Annotated in this window: 15 protein-coding genes; 2 read left to right on the forward strand and 13 right to left on the reverse strand. The window is 71.3% G+C overall.

What is annotated here, in order from left to right; all coding sequences use genetic code 11:
* Positions 1 to 93: 93 nt before the first annotated feature.
* From lepB to QI554_RS24365, 13 genes are all read right to left on the reverse strand, one after another.
* Positions 94 to 996 (reverse strand): signal peptidase I, encoded by a 903-nt coding sequence (gene lepB / locus QI554_RS43415; protein WP_425528044.1) that lies wholly within the window; start codon positions 994 to 996, stop codon positions 94 to 96.
* A 428-nt stretch (positions 997 to 1,424) separates the two neighbouring features.
* Complete coding sequence (gene rplS, locus QI554_RS24310) at positions 1,425 to 1,793, reverse strand: 50S ribosomal protein L19 (RefSeq protein WP_281472337.1); 369 nt, start codon at positions 1,791 to 1,793, stop codon at positions 1,425 to 1,427.
* 165 nt (positions 1,794 to 1,958) lie between these two features.
* On the reverse strand, positions 1,959 to 2,768 hold the full coding sequence (gene trmD, locus QI554_RS24315) for a tRNA (guanosine(37)-N1)-methyltransferase TrmD (RefSeq protein ID WP_281472338.1): 810 nt from the start codon (positions 2,766 to 2,768) through the stop codon (positions 1,959 to 1,961).
* A complete protein-coding gene (gene rimM, locus QI554_RS24320) occupies positions 2,765 to 3,370 on the reverse strand; it encodes a ribosome maturation factor RimM (protein ID WP_281472339.1) in 606 nt (201 codons plus the stop codon). The genes trmD and rimM overlap by 4 nt, the downstream gene beginning before the upstream one ends.
* Positions 3,371 to 3,478: 108 nt before the next feature.
* A complete protein-coding gene (locus QI554_RS24325) occupies positions 3,479 to 3,718 on the reverse strand; it encodes an RNA-binding protein (protein WP_235052715.1) in 240 nt (79 codons plus the stop codon).
* Positions 3,719 to 3,720: 2 nt separating this feature from the next.
* On the reverse strand, positions 3,721 to 4,191 hold the full coding sequence (gene rpsP / locus QI554_RS24330; RefSeq protein ID WP_281472340.1) for a 30S ribosomal protein S16: 471 nt from the start codon (positions 4,189 to 4,191) through the stop codon (positions 3,721 to 3,723).
* Positions 4,192 to 4,465: 274 nt separating this feature from the next.
* Positions 4,466 to 5,878, reverse strand: a complete 1,413-nt coding sequence (proS, locus tag QI554_RS24335) for a proline--tRNA ligase (protein WP_281472341.1) — start codon at positions 5,876 to 5,878, stop codon at positions 4,466 to 4,468.
* 44 nt (positions 5,879 to 5,922) lie between these two features.
* A complete protein-coding gene (locus QI554_RS24340) occupies positions 5,923 to 7,683 on the reverse strand; it encodes an alkyl sulfatase dimerization domain-containing protein (RefSeq protein ID WP_281472342.1) in 1,761 nt (586 codons plus the stop codon).
* A gap of 89 nt (positions 7,684 to 7,772) precedes the next feature.
* Complete coding sequence (locus tag QI554_RS24345) at positions 7,773 to 8,318, reverse strand: GNAT family N-acetyltransferase (RefSeq protein ID WP_281472343.1); 546 nt, start codon at positions 8,316 to 8,318, stop codon at positions 7,773 to 7,775.
* 113 nt (positions 8,319 to 8,431) lie between these two features.
* Positions 8,432 to 9,970 carry a signal recognition particle protein gene (gene ffh / locus QI554_RS24350; protein ID WP_281472344.1) on the reverse strand — a complete coding sequence of 513 codons (1,539 nt, stop codon included), beginning with the start codon at positions 9,968 to 9,970 and terminating at the stop codon, positions 8,432 to 8,434.
* Between the two features lie 75 nt (positions 9,971 to 10,045).
* The gene (locus QI554_RS24355) at positions 10,046 to 12,445 is read right to left on the reverse strand and encodes a [protein-PII] uridylyltransferase (protein WP_281472345.1); all 2,400 of its coding nucleotides are present in this window, start codon (positions 12,443 to 12,445) and stop codon (positions 10,046 to 10,048) included.
* A 119-nt stretch (positions 12,446 to 12,564) separates the two neighbouring features.
* The gene (locus QI554_RS24360; RefSeq protein ID WP_281472346.1) at positions 12,565 to 12,903 is read right to left on the reverse strand and encodes a P-II family nitrogen regulator; all 339 of its coding nucleotides are present in this window, start codon (positions 12,901 to 12,903) and stop codon (positions 12,565 to 12,567) included.
* Complete coding sequence (locus QI554_RS24365) at positions 12,900 to 14,249, reverse strand: ammonium transporter (protein ID WP_281472347.1); 1,350 nt, start codon at positions 14,247 to 14,249, stop codon at positions 12,900 to 12,902. The genes QI554_RS24360 and QI554_RS24365 overlap by 4 nt, the downstream gene beginning before the upstream one ends.
* A gap of 574 nt (positions 14,250 to 14,823) precedes the next feature.
* On the opposite strand from QI554_RS24365, the gene QI554_RS24370 reads away from it, so the two are divergent.
* A complete protein-coding gene (locus tag QI554_RS24370; RefSeq protein ID WP_281472348.1) occupies positions 14,824 to 15,792 on the forward strand; it encodes an ABC transporter permease in 969 nt (322 codons plus the stop codon).
* Positions 15,789 to 16,703: an ABC transporter permease gene (locus tag QI554_RS24375; protein ID WP_281472349.1), complete on the forward strand. Its 915-nt coding sequence runs from the start codon at positions 15,789 to 15,791 to the stop codon at positions 16,701 to 16,703. Before QI554_RS24370 ends, QI554_RS24375 begins: the two co-directional genes overlap by 4 nt.
* Positions 16,704 to 16,710 lie beyond the last annotated feature (7 nt).

Genomic DNA, 16,710 nt, shown 5'->3' on the forward strand with positions numbered 1-16,710 from the left:
TCGTTCCCGACGGACGCGGGTGTGTCCGGGGCCACGGGCGTCGTCGGCCGCGCGCGTCCCCCGGGGATCCTCGACTCGCGCGGCTTGCCGCGCTTACCCACGGCGTTGGCCCGCCGGCTGTCCGCCGTCCTGCCGGTCGATGCCCGGCTGCGAGAACGTGGAGGGCCGGTCGACGCCGCCCATGCGGCTCACCGGCCAGATGATCCAGTCGACCCGTCCGATGACGTGGTCCTCGGGCACGAAACCGCCGCCCGGCTGTCCCATGTGCTCGCGCGAGTCCGCGGAGTTGCCGCGGTGGTCCCCCATCACCCACAGCTCGCCGCGCGGCACGACGACGTCGAACTTGATCTTCGAGGGCGCGTCCCCCGGATACAGGTAGTCCGACTCCTCGAGCGCCACCCCGTTGACGGTGATGCGCCCCTGTGTGTCGCAGCACACCACGTGGTCCCCCCCGATGCCGATCACCCGCTTGACGAAATCGGTCTCGTCCGAGTTCCCGAACCCGAACATCGAACCGATCCCCTCGAGCGCGCGGCCGACGGGATTGGACGCGTGGCCGCCGTCTCCGCCGAAGGTGAAGACGTCGGTGCCGTCGAACACCACGACGTCCCCGCGCTGCGGATGGTCGCCGAAGCCGTACGCCAGTTTGTTCACCAGCACGCGGTCGCCGATCTCGAGGGTGTTCTCCATGGAACCACTCGGGATGACGAACGGCTGGGCCACGTACATGTGCAGGACCACGACGACGAGCAGCCCGAACGCCAGCATCAGCGGCAGTTCGAGCCAGGCGGGCATCCGCCTGCGGCGCCCGGACGGCGCGGCGTCCTCGTCGGCGTCGTCGTCCTCGTCGGCGTCGACCTCGGCTTCGGCCGCAGGCGCGGCGTCCTCGTCGGCGTCGGTCTTGGCGCGAGTCCCGGGGCCGGCGTCCGCGGGGGCGTCCTTGAGGGCAACGCCGGTCGCGGCACCCGGCCGCTCAGCGACCTTGACCAGCGACACCTTCTCGTCCGCCGACTCCGCCTCCGAAACAGCCTCCGCAACGACGACCGCCGAAGCGGGCGCCGGGGCAGACGTCTTGGCGGGTGCCGGGGCAGACACCCGGGCCGGCGCCGCGGTGACCACCGGGGCAGGCGCCGGCGTGACCACCGGGGCGGACGCCTTGCCCGCGGCGGTCGGCCGTCGCGCGACCTCCGCCCGGGGCTTGACCAGGCTCACCACCGGGGCGTCCCCGTTGCGGGCATGCGTCGGCCGCGGCTCCGTGCCCTCGTTCTTCGAGGTGCCGGCGGAGTCCTCCGTGGAGGTCTCCGCCGTGGAGCCGCGGCCGGTGTCCGGTTCGGCGGGTGCCGGGGTCTCCCCCGTCTCGACCGTGCTCGCTGCGTCGTCCATCGCGGACGAGCCTAGTGGGCCGGTCTACCCGCTTACGCGGTTCAGACCGTGGTGCGGCCGGAAGCGTCGCGCTTCTCCTTGATCTTCGCGGCCTTGCCGCGCAGGTCGCGCATGTAGTACAGCTTCGCGCGGCGGACGTCGCCGCGGGTGACGATCTCGATCTTCTCGATCACCGGGGTGTGCACCGGGAACGTGCGCTCGACACCGACGTTGTAGCTGACCTTGCGGACCGTGAAGGTCTCGCGGACGCCCGAGCCCTGACGGCGCAGGACGAAGCCCTGGAAGACCTGGACGCGGGACTTGTTGCCCTCGATGACGCGGACGTGCACCTTGAGGGTGTCACCGGCGCGGAAGGCCGGGATGTCGTCGCGCAGGGAGGCGGCGTCGAGGCCGTCGATGATGTTGGCCATGGCTGGCGTCGCTTTCTCGCAGGTGCCACAGGTCACCCACGGCATGTCGTGGTGTCTACGTGAAAAGGGCCGCAGACCTTCGCGGTGGCACTCCCCCTGTGGCAGGGGCACCTCCGGCACGCGGTGAACGCGTAGGGCCGGATCAGGTCGTACGACAACAGCTACTCAGTCTGCCACAGGGGTGCCGTCGGGTGAAAACCGGCCGTCCCGCTCGCTCCAGCCGAGCTCGGCGAGGGTCTTCCGGTCGTGCTTGTCGACGTCCCCGGCGGCGAGGCGTTCCAGCAGGTCGGGGCGGTGCGCGGCGGTCCTGCGGAGGGCCTCGTCGCGGCGCCAGCGGGCGATCGCGCCGTGGTTGCCCGACAGCAGGACGGGCGGCACCGCGCGCCCGCGCCACTCGGCGGGCTTGGTGTACACGGGGCCTTCGAGCAGGTTGGCCATGGCGCCGGGCGCGAACGAGTCGTCGCGCACGGACTCGGCGTTGCCGAGCACGCCGGGCAGCAGCCGCGCGACGGCCTCGACCATCACGAGCACGGCGACCTCGCCGCCGGCGAGCACGTAGTCGCCGATGGAGACCTCGTCGACGCGCATGCGGGTCGCGGCGTCGTCGATGACCCGCCGGTCGATGCCCTCGTAGCGCGCGGGGGCGAAGACCAGCCAGGGCTCGTCCGCCAGTTCGACGGCCAGCTCCTGCGTGAACGGCCGACCGGACGGCGTCGGGACGATCAGCCGCGGCACCGCGTCGCCGCCGACCGGCGCGACCTCCTCCAGCGCGGCCGCCCACGGCTCGGGCTTCATGACCATGCCGGGGCCGCCGCCGTACGGCGTGTCGTCGACCGTGCGGTGCACGTCGTGGGCCTGGTCGCGCAGCTGGTGCAGCCGCACGTCCAGCAGCCCCTTGGCACGCGCCTTGCCGACCAGCGAGACGTCCAGCGGGGCGAGGTACTCGGGGAAGATCGTGACGACGTCGATCCTCACGACGCCGACTCCCCCGCGCCGCCCTCGGAGCCCTCGTCGCCCTCGGCCTCATCGCCGCCCTCGGCGTCGCGGGACGACGCGACCTCCGCCTCGTCCGGCTCGATCAGCCCGGGCGGCGGCGTGATGACCACGCGCTGCTCGTCGAGGTCGATCTCGGGCACGATCTCCTCGACGAACGGCACCATCACCTCGCGCCCGTCCGGGCGCTTCACGATGAGCAGGTCCTGCGACGGCAGGTGGGCGATCTCGTGGACCTCGCCGATCGCAGTGCCGTCCTCCAGGAAGACGTCCAGGCCGATCAGCTGATGGTCGTAGAACTCCTCGGGGTCGTCCGGGAGTTCGGTCGGGTCGACCTCGGCGATCAGCAGCACGTTCCGCAGCGCCTCGGCGCCGTTGCGGTCGGCGACGCCCTCGAAGCTCAGCAGCAGCCGCCCGCTGTGCACCTTGCCCGCGGAGATCGTCAGCGGACCCGCGGACGGCGGGTCGGTGGCCAGCACCGCGCCGGGCGCGAGCCGCAGCTCGGGCTCGTCGGTGCGGACCTCGACGCTGACCTGCCCGCGGATGCCGTGCGCCCGACCGATCCGGGCGACCACCAACTGCACTGCTCTACTCCTCAGCCGGACCCCGGAGGGTCGAACAAAAAAGGGGCGGCCTTCCACATCGGATGGACAGATGTGGAAGGCCGCCCCAAAGCGCTTGCGCGCGAGGACTCAGCGCACCTGGTCGACGTCGACGAGGTCGACGCGGACGCCGCGCCCGCCCAGGGCGGTCACGACGGTGCGGAGCGCACGCGCGGTGCGGCCGCCACGGCCGATGACCTTGCCCAGGTCGTCCGGGTGGACGCGCACCTCGAGGATGCGGCCGCGGCGCAGGTTGCGCGCCCGGACCTTGACGTCGTCCGGGTTCTCGACGATTCCCTTGACCAGGTGTTCAAGGGCCTCTTCGAGCATGGTCAGCCCTCGCTCGGCGCAGACTCGGCGGCCTCGGCCTCAGCAGCGGGAGCCTCGGTCTCGGCGGCGGCCTCGACCTTCTTCTCCTTCTTCTGCTTCGGCGTGGTGGCGCCGTCCTTCGGCTCGTCCGCGGCTTCCTTGGCGGCGGCCTCGAACACGGCCTTCTTGTCGGCCTTGGCCGCGGCGACCTTGAGGGTGCCCTCGGCCGGGGCCGGCAGACCCTTGTGCTTCTGCCAGTCGCCGGTGAGCTTGAGGAGGACCTCGACCTGCTCGGTCGGCTGCGCGCCGACACCGAGCCAGTACTGCGCCCGCTCGGAGTTGACCTCGATGCGCGAGGGGTTCTCCATCGGGTGGTAGATACCGATCTCCTCGATCGCGCGACCGTCACGCTTGGTGCGGGCGTCGGCGACGACGATGCGGTAGTGCGGGCTGCGGATCTTGCCCAGGCGCTTCAGGCGAATCTTGACTGCCACGGGAGTGGTGTCTCCTGCATCTTGACGTGGGTGAGCGACCGCGTCGTCACGTGGGGACATGCGATCGGTCGGTCAGTGGACACGAAGTCATGCGGAGAGAGGGTCCGACGATGCTCCGGGTACTCAGCAGGCCATTCTGCCAGACGCGGGCCGCGGATCCCAATCGCCCGGGATCCAGGGCCCGCGTCCGCACGCTGACCTGCGTAAAACGCGCTGAACGCGGAAACGCAGAAAAGCAGAAAAGCAGAAAACACAGAACCGCGAAACCCGTGCCTCAGTAGGCGCGGGCCACGATCGCGATGTTGCCCGGCTGGTCGTCCGCCTCCGGGACGCCGCCGTCGGCGGTGACCAGGCAGCGCACCGACACGCCCTGCTCGGCGAGCTTGGCCTCGCCCTCGGGCCCGAGGTCCGCCCACGGGATCCGGCCCCACCCGGTGGCGGCGGCCTCGACGGCCTCGCCGATCGAGGTGACGTCGACGGTACGCGCGGCGCGGCGCTCCGCCGTCTGCGCGAGCAGCAGCGCCTGGTCCTCCTCGAGGACCGCGGTGACGGTCTCGACGACGGTGTCCAGCTGCACGGGGCTCTTGCCGCCCGCGATGCGGCGGGCCAGCATCGCGGTGCCGCCCTCGAGGTCGCGCGGCCCGATCTCGAGCCGGACCGGCACGCCCTTGAGCTCCCAGTCGACCGCGCGGCGGCCGAACGGGGTGTCGGTCTTGTCGTCGACGACGACGCGGACGCCGGCCGCCTTGAGCCGGTCGCCGAGCGCGCGCACGGCCTCGACCACGGCGTCGTCGCCCTTGATCGCCATGACGACGGCCTGCACCGGCGCGAGGCGCGGCGGAACGCGCAGGCCGTTGTCGTCGCCGTGGCTCATGATCAGGCCGCCGACCATGCGCGTGCTGACGCCCCACGAGGTCTGCCACACGTACTCGCGCTCGCCGCTGTCGGCGAGGTAGAGCGTGTTGAAGGCCTTGGCGAAGTTCTGGCCGAGCTCGTGCGAGGTGCCCATCTGGAGCGCCTTGCCGTCGCCCATCATGCCCTCGAGGGTGAGGGTGTTGATCGCTCCGGCGAACCGCTCGCGGGCGGTCTTGCGGCCGAGCACGACGTCGATGCCGAGCACGTTGCGCATGAAGTCGCCGTAGACCTCGCGGTGGATGCGCGACGCGTAGTCGCGGGCGTCCTCGTACGAGATGTGCGCGGTGTGGCCTTCCTGCCACAGGAACTCGGTGGTGCGCAGGAAGACGCGCGGGCGCATCTCCCAGCGGACGACGTTCGCCCACTGGTTGATGAGCAGCGGCAGGTCGCGGTACGACTGCACCCACTTCGAGAAGTACTCGTTGATGATCGTCTCGGAGGTGGGGCGGACCACGACGGGCTCTTCGAGCTGCTTGCCGCCGCCGTGCGTGACGACCGCGAGCTCGGGGCTGAAGCCCTCGACGTGCTCGGCCTCGCGGGTCAGGTAGTTCTCGGGGATGAACATCGGGAAGTACGCGTTCTGCGCTCCCGCGTCCTTGATCCGGGCGTCGACCTCGGACTGCATCCGCTCCCACAGCGAGTAGCCGTACGGTCGGATGACCATGGTGCCGCGCACCGGCCCGTTGTCCGCCAGCTCGGCCTTGCCGATGAGGTCCTGGTACCAGCGCGGGAAGTCGTCCGCCTGCGGGGTGAGGATGGGAGCCTTTGCCATGACGCCACATGGTACGGGCTCCCGACCCTCCTCCCGAACGGGCTTCACCTCAAGGTGAGCTCCGTCGGCTTCTCGGGCTTGATCGGATCGAACAGGTCGAGCAGTGCGGCCGCGGCCGCCTCGTCCCCGCGCACCGCGGCGGCGCCTCCGCGGGCGAACGCGGTACGCAGGTCGGCCGTGCCGAGGTGCAGTTCCTCGAGTGCGAAGCGGGTGATCTCGACGACGAGGTCGGCCTCGGCGGGGATCTCCGTGAGGAACCGGGCGACGCCGCGCCTGACGTGCAGCGCGACCTCCTCGGTGCCGTAGTGCTCGCCGCCGGTGACGCGCAGGCCGAGGATCCGGTCGACGTCGCCGCTGTCCTCGGCGCGCAGCCGGGTGGTGAACAGCTCGACGAGCCACGCGGCGCGGATGCGGGCGACGAGGTCGCGCGGCGCGAAGATCTGCGCGAAGTTGATGAACGGCAGGATCGGCTGGATCTTCTCCTCCAGCTCGTTCGCCGAACTCAGGTACCAGTTACGCCAGTTGATATTCATGTGCGCGTAGCCGAGGCGGCGGAAGCAGGCCGCCTTGAGCTGCCGGGCGTCCGTGTCGTCGCGGTCGGTGCGGGTGAGGTGGGTGGCGAGCTCGGCGGCCCACTGGAACTCGCCGGCGTCGTACGCCTCCCGGGCCGCGCCGAGCACCCGCTCGCGCCCGCCCATGAGCGCGACGGTGCGCCGCGCCGCCTCCGCGCGCGGCAACGGGTCCAGGTCGACGGGGTCGCCGCCGAACCAGCCGAGGTAGCCGAAGAAGATCTGCCGCACGGTGTGCTTGACGGTGCCGTAGTACTCGCGCGCGTAGGGCTTGAACTCCGCCAGGTGCGCGGGCAGTTCGACGGCCTCGGCGAGCTCGTCCGGGGTCAGGCCCTGGTTCATCAGGCGCACGGTCTGGTCGTGGATGTACTGGATGCAGTCGCGTTCGACGCCCAGCACCTCCTCGACGGCGTCGGCGCCGGACACCGGCTGCCCGTGGCTGGGCACGAGGTGGTCGGCGCGGCAGGCGCGCAGCGCGTCGATGCTGCGCACCCACTGCATGGGGTCGCGGTAGCGGCAGCCGCGCAGCGTGTGGATGTTGGGCAGCGTCGGGCCCTGGATGGTGTCGCCGCACAGGACGACGCCGCTGTCGGGCAGGTGCACGCTGATCGCGTCGTCGGTCTCGCCGGGGTTGTGGAACATCCGGAGCCGCACGCCCGCGACGGTGACCTCGAGTTCGTCGTCGACGAGGTGGGTCGGCATGACGAACGACGGCTGGCCGACGCCGGCGTGCGGCCCGACCGCGTCGTTGCCGCCGCGGGTGTCCTCGGGGCCGAGCAGGTTGCCGAGCGAGTACACCGAGCGCAGGCCCATGATGTGCAGCGCGGGTCCCGACTGGTCGGTGAGGCTGTCGAGGAAGGTGCGGTGCGCGTACACCGCGACGCGGCCGGCGGCGGCGTCCTCGGCGGACACCCAGTGGCCGACGCCGTTGACGTGGTCGGGGTGGTGGTGGGTGACGACGACCGCGCGCACGGGCGCGGCGGGGTCCTTGAGGTGCGGGCGCAGCTCGGCCTCGATCGTGGCGGCCAGGTCGACGCCGCTGCCGGTGTCGACGACGACCAGGCCCTCGGGGCCCTCCACGACGATCGCGTTCGCGGACGACCAGCCGACCGCGACGTGCACGTGGTCCGCGACGGTGTAGACCCGCTTGTCGAAGTGCGCGGTGTGCGCCGCGAGCTCGGGGTGGATGCAGGGCTCCACCAGGTACGGGCCCACCGGGCTGTGCGACTCGCTCACGACGTGCTCCCCTTCCGGTCCTCCGAAACCCCGGAAGCTTGTCACGGGCAAGCAATCCGGGGAAGGGGCGCGGTCGGGGGCGCCGGGTCTCAGCCGAGGCCCGGCCACTCCTCCGCGGTCATCGCGAACCGCTCGTGGTCGCGCCACGCGCCGTTGATGTGCAGGAAGCGCGGCGAGAAGCCTTCGTGCCGGAAGCCGAGCCGCTTGGCCAGCGCGATCGACCGCTCGTTGCCCGGCTGGATGTTGACCTCCAGGCGGTGCAGTTCGAGGCCGCCGCGCGACGCCGGGGCGAACGCGCGGTCGACGACCAGGTGCAGGGCCTCGGTCATCCGGCCGGTGCCCGCGTACGGCAGGTAGGCGTCGTAACCGAGCGAGGCGTTGCGCCACCGGCCGCGCACGATGTTGGCCACCGTGACCTTGCCGGCCAGCGCGTCGTCCTCCAGGTCGACGACGAGGAACGTCCGCATGCCGGGGCCCTGAGCGGCCAGCATCTCCTGGAACCCCTCCGGGTCGGCCGGGTTCCACACGGTGATGTGGTCGAGGGAGCGCAGGACGGCCTCGCGGTACGCCGCGGCGTCGTCGTCGCGCACGGGCCGGACCCCGACCCGGTATCCCGGCCGGGTGAACGCGCTCATCCCCGCGTCCGCAGGGCCGACGGAGACTTCGAGCTGCCAGACGACATGAAGAACGGAGTATCCCCGCACGCACGGTCGCGGGGCCAAAGGTGAAGTGCCATCGCTCGCCGAGGCTACTTGAGGTAGTCCTCGAATCCCTTCGGAAGCTCGAACTTCGACGGGTCTGTGTCGTCGCCCGGCAGCTGGAACGCCCCGGCCGCGCGCTCCTCGCGCCGCTGCGCCGCCGCCAGCTCGTCCTGCTTGCGCTTCATCGGGTTGCCCGACTGGCGCTTGCCCTTGGCCTGCTTGGGCGCCTTCTTCTGCTTGCCGCCGCCCATGCCCGGCATCCCCGGCATGCCCGGGAAGCCGCCGCGGGCCATCGAGGTCATCATCTTGCGGGCCTCGAAGAACCGCTCGATCAGGTTGTTGACCTCGGTGACGGTGCAGCCGGAGCCCTTCGCGATGCGCGCACGCCGCGAACCGTTGATGATCTTCGGGTCGTCGCGCTCGCCCGGGGTCATCGACTTGATGATCGCCGCGACGCGGTCCAGGTCACGGTCGTCGATGTTGTCGATCTGCTCCTTCATCTGCCCCATGCCGGGCAGCATGCCGAGAAGCTTGGAGATCGACCCCATCTTCTTGACCTGCTCCATCTGCTGGAGGAAGTCCTCCAGAGTGAAGTCCTTGCCGCCCTTCTGGATCTTCTCGGCGGCCTTGAGCGCGACCTCGGCGTCGTACTTCTGCTCGGCCATCTCGATGAGGCTGAGCATGTCGCCCATGCCGAGGATGCGCGACGCCATGCGGTCCGGGTGGAACGCGTCGAAGTCGTCGAGCTTCTCGCCGTTGGAGGCGAACATGATCTGGCGGCCGGTGACCTGCGCGACCGAGAGCGCGGCACCGCCGCGCGCGTCGCCGTCAAGCTTGGAGAGCACGACGCCGTCGAAGCCGACGCCGTCGAGGAAGGCCTGCGCGGTCGTGACCGCGTCCTGGCCGATCATCGCGTCGACGACGAAGAGGATCTCGTCGGGCGACACCGCGTCGCGGATGTCCGCGGCCTGCTGCATCATCTCGGCGTCGATGCCGAGGCGGCCGGCGGTGTCGACGATGACCACGTCGTACTGCTTGGTGCGGGCGAACTCGATCGAGTCGCGGGCGACCTTGACCGGGTCGCCGACGCCGTTGCCGGGCTCGGGCGCGTAGACCGCGACGCCCGCGCGCTCGGCGACCACGCTGAGCTGGTTGACCGCGTTGGGGCGCTGCAGGTCGCAGGCCACCAGGAGCGGCGAGTGCTTCTGCGACTTGAGCCACTTCGCGAGCTTGCCCGCGAGGGTGGTCTTACCGGCGCCCTGGAGGCCCGCGAGCATGATCACGGTCGGCGGGTTCTTGGCGAACCGCAGCCGCCGGGTCTCGCCGCCGAGGATCTTGACGAGCTCCTCGTTGACGATCTTGACGATCTGCTGCGCCGGGTTCAGCGCCTGCGACACCTCGGCGCCGCGCGCCCGCTCCTTGATCTGCGCGACGAACTCGCGGACCACCGGCAGCGCGACGTCGGCCTCGAGCAGGGCGACCCGGATCTCGCGCGCGGTCGCGTCGATGTCGGCCTCGGAGAGCCGGCCCTTGCCACGGAGGTTCTTGAAGGTCGCTGCGAGGCGGTCGGAAAGAGTGTCGAACACGTCGGCAGTGGTCCTTCGTCACGAGTGATGGGGGTGCGAACCGTCCCAGCCTACCCGGGGTCGGTACGTGGCGGTTCAGCCCAGCGCCTTCTCCAACGACTTGGCGAGCCGCCGCGCGGTCTCCGGTTCCAGCGGCAGGCCGGACCCGTCCACCACGTAGAAGGCGTCCACGGCGTCGGCGCCGTGCGTGCTCACCCGGGCCTGGCGCACGCTGACCTGCGCCTCGGCGAGCGCCGTGCCGATGCGGTGCAGCAGCCCCGGGCCGTCGTGCGCGCGGACCTCCAGGACGGTGGCGGTCTCCGACGCGCCGCTCACCACCTCCACGCGCGGGGGCGCGGGGGTGGTACCGCGACGCGGCGCGTACGCCGCCTCACGCCGGGCGAGCTTGCCCGCGACGTCGAGGCCGCCGTTGAGCGCGCGGCGCACGTCCTCGCGCAGCGCGGCGGGGTCGGGCAGCGAGCCGAACTCGGTCTCGACCGTCCACACCGTGATGCCCGTGCCGTCGACGGTGTCCGCGACGGCCGAGCGCACGGTCAGCCGGTGCAGCGCGAGGACGCCGGCGGCCAGCGCCATCAGGCCGACCCGGTCGGGGGCCGCGACGGTGACCTCGGCGCCGTACGACAGCGGCTCCATGGTCACCGCGAAACCGCCCTCGGCGTGCCCGTCCAGGCGCAGCAGTGCGGTGTCGATCGGCGGTGCCGCCGTGGCTGGGCGCCCGGCGAGGACGAGCGACGCGCGCGCGACCAGGTCGCGGCACAGCGCGTCGCGGAACGCGCTCCATGCGGCGGGCCCCGTCGCTGCGGCGTCCGCCTCGGTGAGGGCGTGCAGGAGGTGCAGGGTCTCGACCGAGCCGACGGCCTCGGCGAAGGACGAGACGGTCACGGGGTCGTCGAGGTCGCGGCGGGTCGCGGTGTCGACGAGCAGCAGGTGGTGCCGGACGAGCGTGCCGATGACGTCGACGTCGTCCTTCGGGAAGCCCATGCGCGCGGCGGCCTCGCGCGCGATGACCTCGCCGCTGAGGCTGTGGTCGCCGGGCCAGCCCTTGCCGACGTCGTGCAGCAGGGCCGCGACGAGCAGCAGGTCGGGCCGGGACACGCGGCGGGTGAGCGCGGCGGCCTGCACGGCCGTCTCGACCAGGTGGCGGTCGACGGTGAACCGGTGGACGGCGTTGCGCTGCGGGCGGCAGCGGACCCGCTCCCAGTCGGGCAGCAGCCGGGTGATCAGCCGCCGGGACTCGAGGGCCTCCCACACCGGCAGGGCGCTGCGGCCGGCGCCGAGCAGCGCGACGAACGACTCGCGGACGGCGGGCGGCCACGGCTCGGGCAGCGCCGGGCAGTCGGCCGCGAGCCGGTCGACGGCGTGCCGGGACAGCGGCAGCCCGGCCTGCGCGGCCGCGGCGGCTGCGCGCAGCAGCAGTCCCGGGTCGCGGGCGGGCTGGGCGCTGTGCGCGAGGACGGCCTCGCCGCCCTGTTCGACGACGCCCTCGGCGAGCGGACGGCGCTCGGGCCCGGCCCCGCGCCCCCCGTTGCGCCCGCGCAGGATCCGGCGCACGGTTCCGCCGCGCGCCTCCAGGACCCGGTTGACCTCGCGCCACGTGACGTCGGACGCGTACGCGAGCGAGCGCGCCGCCTCGGAGACGCGGCGCAGCAGCGTGTCGGCGTCGAGCAGCCCGAGGGCGCGCGCGACCGGGTCCTGCTCCTGGAGCAGCAGCCGGTCGGCGGACCGGCCGGTGGTCAGGTGCAGCGCGTCGCGGACGTCGAGGAGGGTCGCGCGGGCGGCGTCCACCTCCTCGTGCGGGGCGTCGGCGACCCAGGACGCCGCGACGGCGCGCAGCGCGGCGGCGTCGCGCAGTCCGCCGCGCGCCTCCTTGAGGTCGGGTTCGAGCAGGAACGCGAGTTCGCCGTGCTGCTCGTGCCGCTCCCGCCCGGAGGCGCACAGCTCGGGCAGCCGTTTGGCGGCGCCGGTGCGCCACGCGGTGAGCGCGGCGGTGCGGACCTGGGCGGTGAGCGCGTCGTCGCCGGCGATGTGCCGGGCGTCGAGCAGGCCGAGGTGGACGCGCAGGTCGTCGGCGGCGGCGCGGCGGGCCTCGTCGGGGGTGCGGACGGCGTGGTCGAGCGGGGTGCCGGCGTCCCACACGGGGTACCAGACGGCGTCGGCGAGGGCCGCGATGTCGCGGTGGCCGTCGTGCAGCAGGAGGACGTCGAGGTCGCTGCCCGGGGACAGCTCGCGGCGGCCGTAGCCGCCGACCGCGACGAGCGCCACGCCCGCCTGTCGCCCCTCACCGCCCGTGTTCGAGAGCGCGTCGCGCACACCGCCCTTTGTGTCGCCCCCCGCCTCGGACAGCAGGTCGGTGAGCCAGCGGTCCGCGAGCGCCGCGAGCGCGCGTCTCCGCTCGTGGCCGCCCTGGCCGGTGTCGCCGAGGAGTTCCTCGCGGCCTCGGGTGTAGCGGTCGGTGGCGGGGCTCGGACTCGCCACGGCGGCCTCCTGGGGGTGCGGAGCGGGTTCCTGGCTCAGGGCGGGTGCGCCGCAAGCCCGCCCGCCTGGTGGCGGTGCGGGCTCGCGGCTGGTGTCCTGCGGTGGTGCGGGCCGAGGCGTCAGAGCGCTTCGGGCCCACGCTCCCCGGTACGGACCCGGACGACACTCTCGACCGGGACGACCCAGGCCTTGCCGTCACCGATCTTGCCGGTGCGGGCGGCCTTGACGATCACCTCGAGGAGCTCCTCGGCGTCGTCGTCGTCCGCGACGACCTCGACGCGGACCTTGGGGACGAGGTCGACCTGGTACTCGGCGCCCCGGTAGACCTCGGTGTGGCCGCGCTGCCGGCCGTAACCGCTGGCCTCGGTGACGGTCAGGCCGTGCACGCCGTAGGCCTGCAGCGCGTTCTTGACGTCGTCGAGCCGGTGCGGCTTGATCACCGCGGTGATGAGCTTCACGCGTCCACCTTCGTTTCCGTCGCGGCCGGGGAGGCGGGGGCGGCGGTGGCGACGCCGGCACCCGCCGGGCGGAGCGAGCCGCCCATGGTGGCGAAGTCGTACGCCGTCTCGGCGTGCTCGACCTGGTCGACGCCGGTGACCTCGTCGTCCTCGGAGACCCGGAAGCCCATGACCTTGTCGATCACGAAGCCGAGGGCGAAGGCGACCACGAACGAGTAGACCAGGACGATGCCGGCACCCGCGGCCTGGCGGCCGAGCTGGGTGACGCCGCCGCCGTAGAACAGACCCGCCTCGGCGCCGTTGGTGTAGACGGTGCCGACCATCTCCTTCGTGGCGAAGAGGCCGATGAGGAGCGTGCCGACGATGCCGCCGACCAGGTGGACGCCGACGACGTCGAGCGAGTCGTCGAAGCCGAGCTTGTACTTCAGGCTGATCGCCAGGGCGCAGACGGCACCGGCGATGAGGCCGATCGCCAGCGAGCCGAGCGGGCTCACGGACGCACAGGCCGGGGTGATCGCGACGAGGCCGGCGACCGCGCCGGACGCCGCGCCCAGCGTGGTGAAGTGGCCGTCGCGGATCTTCTCGACGACGAGCCAGCCGATGACGGCGGCGGCGGTGGCGGCCTGCGTGTTGATGAAGACCATCGAGCCGGCGCCGTTGGCGGCCAGCGCGGAGCCGGCGTTGAAGCCGAACCAGCCGAACCACAGGAGGCCGGCGCCGAGCATCACGAACGGCACGTTGTGCGGACGCATCGGGTCCTTGCGCCAGGCGACGCGCTTGCCGAGCACGAGGGCGAGGGCGAGGGCCGCGGCACCCGCGTTGATGTGCACCGCGGTACCGCCCGCGAAGTCCATGACGTGCAGCTTCGCGTTGATGTAGCCGTTCGGCGAGAACACCCAGTGCGCGACGGGGAAGTACACGATCGTCGACCACACGGCGACAAAGAGCGTCCACGCGGTGAACTTGGCGCGGTCGGCGATGGCGCCGCTGATGAGCGCGGGCGTGATGATCGCGAACATGAGCTGGAACGCGACCACGGCGATGGTGGGCACCCCGGTGGTGAGGTACTGCCCGTCCATCATCGAGATGTCGTGCAGCGCCCACTGCTTGAAGCCGCCCCAGACGGAGCTGCCGTCGGGGGCGTCGTTGGCGTTGCCGAACGCGACCGACCAGCCGTACAACACCCACAGCACGGTCACGACCGCGATGCAGATGAAGTTCATCATGAGCATGTTCAGGACGCTCTTGGCCCGCACCATGCCGCCGTAGAAGAACGCCAGGCCCGGCGTCATCAACAGCACCAGTGCAGAGCTCACGAGTACGAAGGCGGTGTTACCCGTGTCCATACTCTGCCTCTCTTCTCCGGGGCCCCGGCCGACCTCCGGGGCTCATGGGAAGAACCTTCGAGGCGTGAAGTTTCACGGCGTGTCGCGCCGTGTTTCACACAGGTGACGGTTGCCGCACGAGTGTTTCGGCGGCGTGAACGGCCGCGCACGCCCGCGCCGGGAGGCCCGCCGCGGGGCGGCGCGGCGGTTTCCGGCCAGGGGGCGTACGCCGCCGGCGGCCCACCCGGCAGTACTCCACCGTATGGTCCGCGCCCGCCCCGAAGCGGACCCGCGAACACCGGATCGGCACAGGTCAGACGCGGATACGAACGGCCCGAGAAACGCAGACCGGACAGTTGGCAAAGCCTGGGGGGCACGGTGAGACGGATCACTCGAATGCATTGACATTGATCGCGCTCACTGCCGTAATTAATCACCGCGCTTAACTGACGGCCCGTCATGGCACGTGTCACCAGCCGGAATACGTCCGCCACGCGCACCCGCTCCATCCTGTTCGAATCTGTCCCGTTTACGACAGGCGACGGGTCAGCAGACCAGTCAGCCGACCAGACCTGCGAGAGGGGGTGACGCCGTCGTGTGGCGCCTGCTCGGTCGCAAGGTCCTCCATCTGATACCGGTGTTGTTCCTGGTCACGCTCGCCACCACCGCGATGCCGGACATGCTGAAACTCGGCGATTCGTCCGCGACTCCGGTGGCGCCGAAGATCACCATGGATATGAAGCCCGAGGACATCAAGAAGCTCGAACACGAGTACGGCTACGACAAGCCGCTCCTCGAGCGCTACGGGACCTGGGTCAAGGACGCGGTCACCGGTGACTTCGGCACCTCGATGGCCACGGACCAGCCGGTGATCGACGGCATCAAGGAGCGTTACCCCGTCACCCTCGAACTCGCCCTCGCCGCACTGATCATCGCGCTCGGTGTCGCGGTGCCGCTGGGCGTGTGGGCGGCGGCGAAAGCCGGCCGAATACCCGACAAGGTGCTCGGCGGCGTGTCGTCCGGACTCCTCGCGGTACCGCCGTTCGTCAGCGCGATCCTCCTGGTCTACCTCTTCTCGGTGCCCGGCGTGATCTCACCGGTGTTCCCGAACCTGAGCACCGACCTCGGCACCGCGAACTTCATCGACGGGCTCGAGTACCTGTGGCTGCCGGCCATCGTGCTCGCCCTCGCGGAAATCCCGCAGTTCCAGCGGCTGCTGCGGAGCGACATGCTCGGCACACTGCAGGAGGACTACATCCTCACGGCGCGTTCGAAGGGTCTTTCCGCGCCGTACGTGCTCTTCCGCCACGCGCTGCGGCCCTCGTCGTTCTCGCTGATCACGATTTCCGGCCTTACGCTCGGCCGGCTGATCGGCGGCACGGTGATCGTCGAGTTCTACTTCGGCATCCCGGGCCTGGGCCAGAGCATCGTCAACGCGATCAACGCGAAGGACATCCCGACCGTGCAGGGCACGGTCGTGGTCATCGCCGTCGGCTATGTGGTGCTCAACGCCCTGGTCGACATCGGATACATGCTGATCGACCCGAGAGTGAGGGCGCGATGAGCCTCACCCAGACCGAGAACAGCCTGGGGCTCACGGAATCCGGCGTCGAGACGCCGGGCGAGGCCGCCGCCGAGATCAAGGGCAAGCGCAAGAAGGCCGGACTGCTGTGGTGGTTCGCCTGCGCGTGGCTCGGGATCATCGTGCTGATGGTGGTGTTCGCCGACCTGCTGCCGAACCCGTACGACCAACCGGTCCCGGACGCGAGCGCGCACGAGTCGCCGTTCTCGTCGTGGCCGGAGTTCCTCGGCACCGACTACCTCGGCCGCAGCACGCTGTCCCGCATCGCGGCCGGCGCGCGCACCTCCGTGACCGTGGCGACCATCCCGGTCGCGTCGGGCATCCTCATCGGCGGCCTGCTCGGCCTGGTGTCCGCGTACTTCCGCGGCACCACCGAGGCGGTCATCGACATCTTCGCGGACGCGCTGCTCGCGTTCCCGCCGCTGCTGCTCCTGCTGATGATGTCGTCGGTGCTGTACCCGCCGAGCGTCTGGACGATCACCCTCGGGCTCGCGATCCTGACGGTCCCCGGCTTCTACCGCCTCACCAAGGCCAACGCCATCGCGCAGTCGAAACGCGAGTACGTGGTGGTCGCCAAGGCGATGGGCGCGCGGCCCGGCCGGATCATGTTCAAGGAGCTCATGCCGAACACGGTGGCCACGATCCTGTCGTACGCCGTGATCGTGATGGCCGTGATGATCGTCGCCGAGGGCTCGCTGTCCTTCCTCGGCGTCGGCGTCCCGGACCCCGAGCCCAGCTGGGGCGGCATGGTCTACAAGGAGAAGGACAACCTGGAGGACTACCCCGGCCAGGTGTTCGTGCCCTGTGCCGTGCTGTTCCTGACGGTCTTCTCGCTGAACGTGATCGGCGACCGGCTGCGCTCGAAGTTCGACGTCCGCGACTCGAACCTCTAAGTCCGAC

It is taken from the genome of Yinghuangia seranimata (assembly GCF_029953285.1).
Taxonomy (GTDB): Bacteria; Actinomycetota; Actinomycetes; order Streptomycetales; family Streptomycetaceae; genus Yinghuangia; species Yinghuangia seranimata.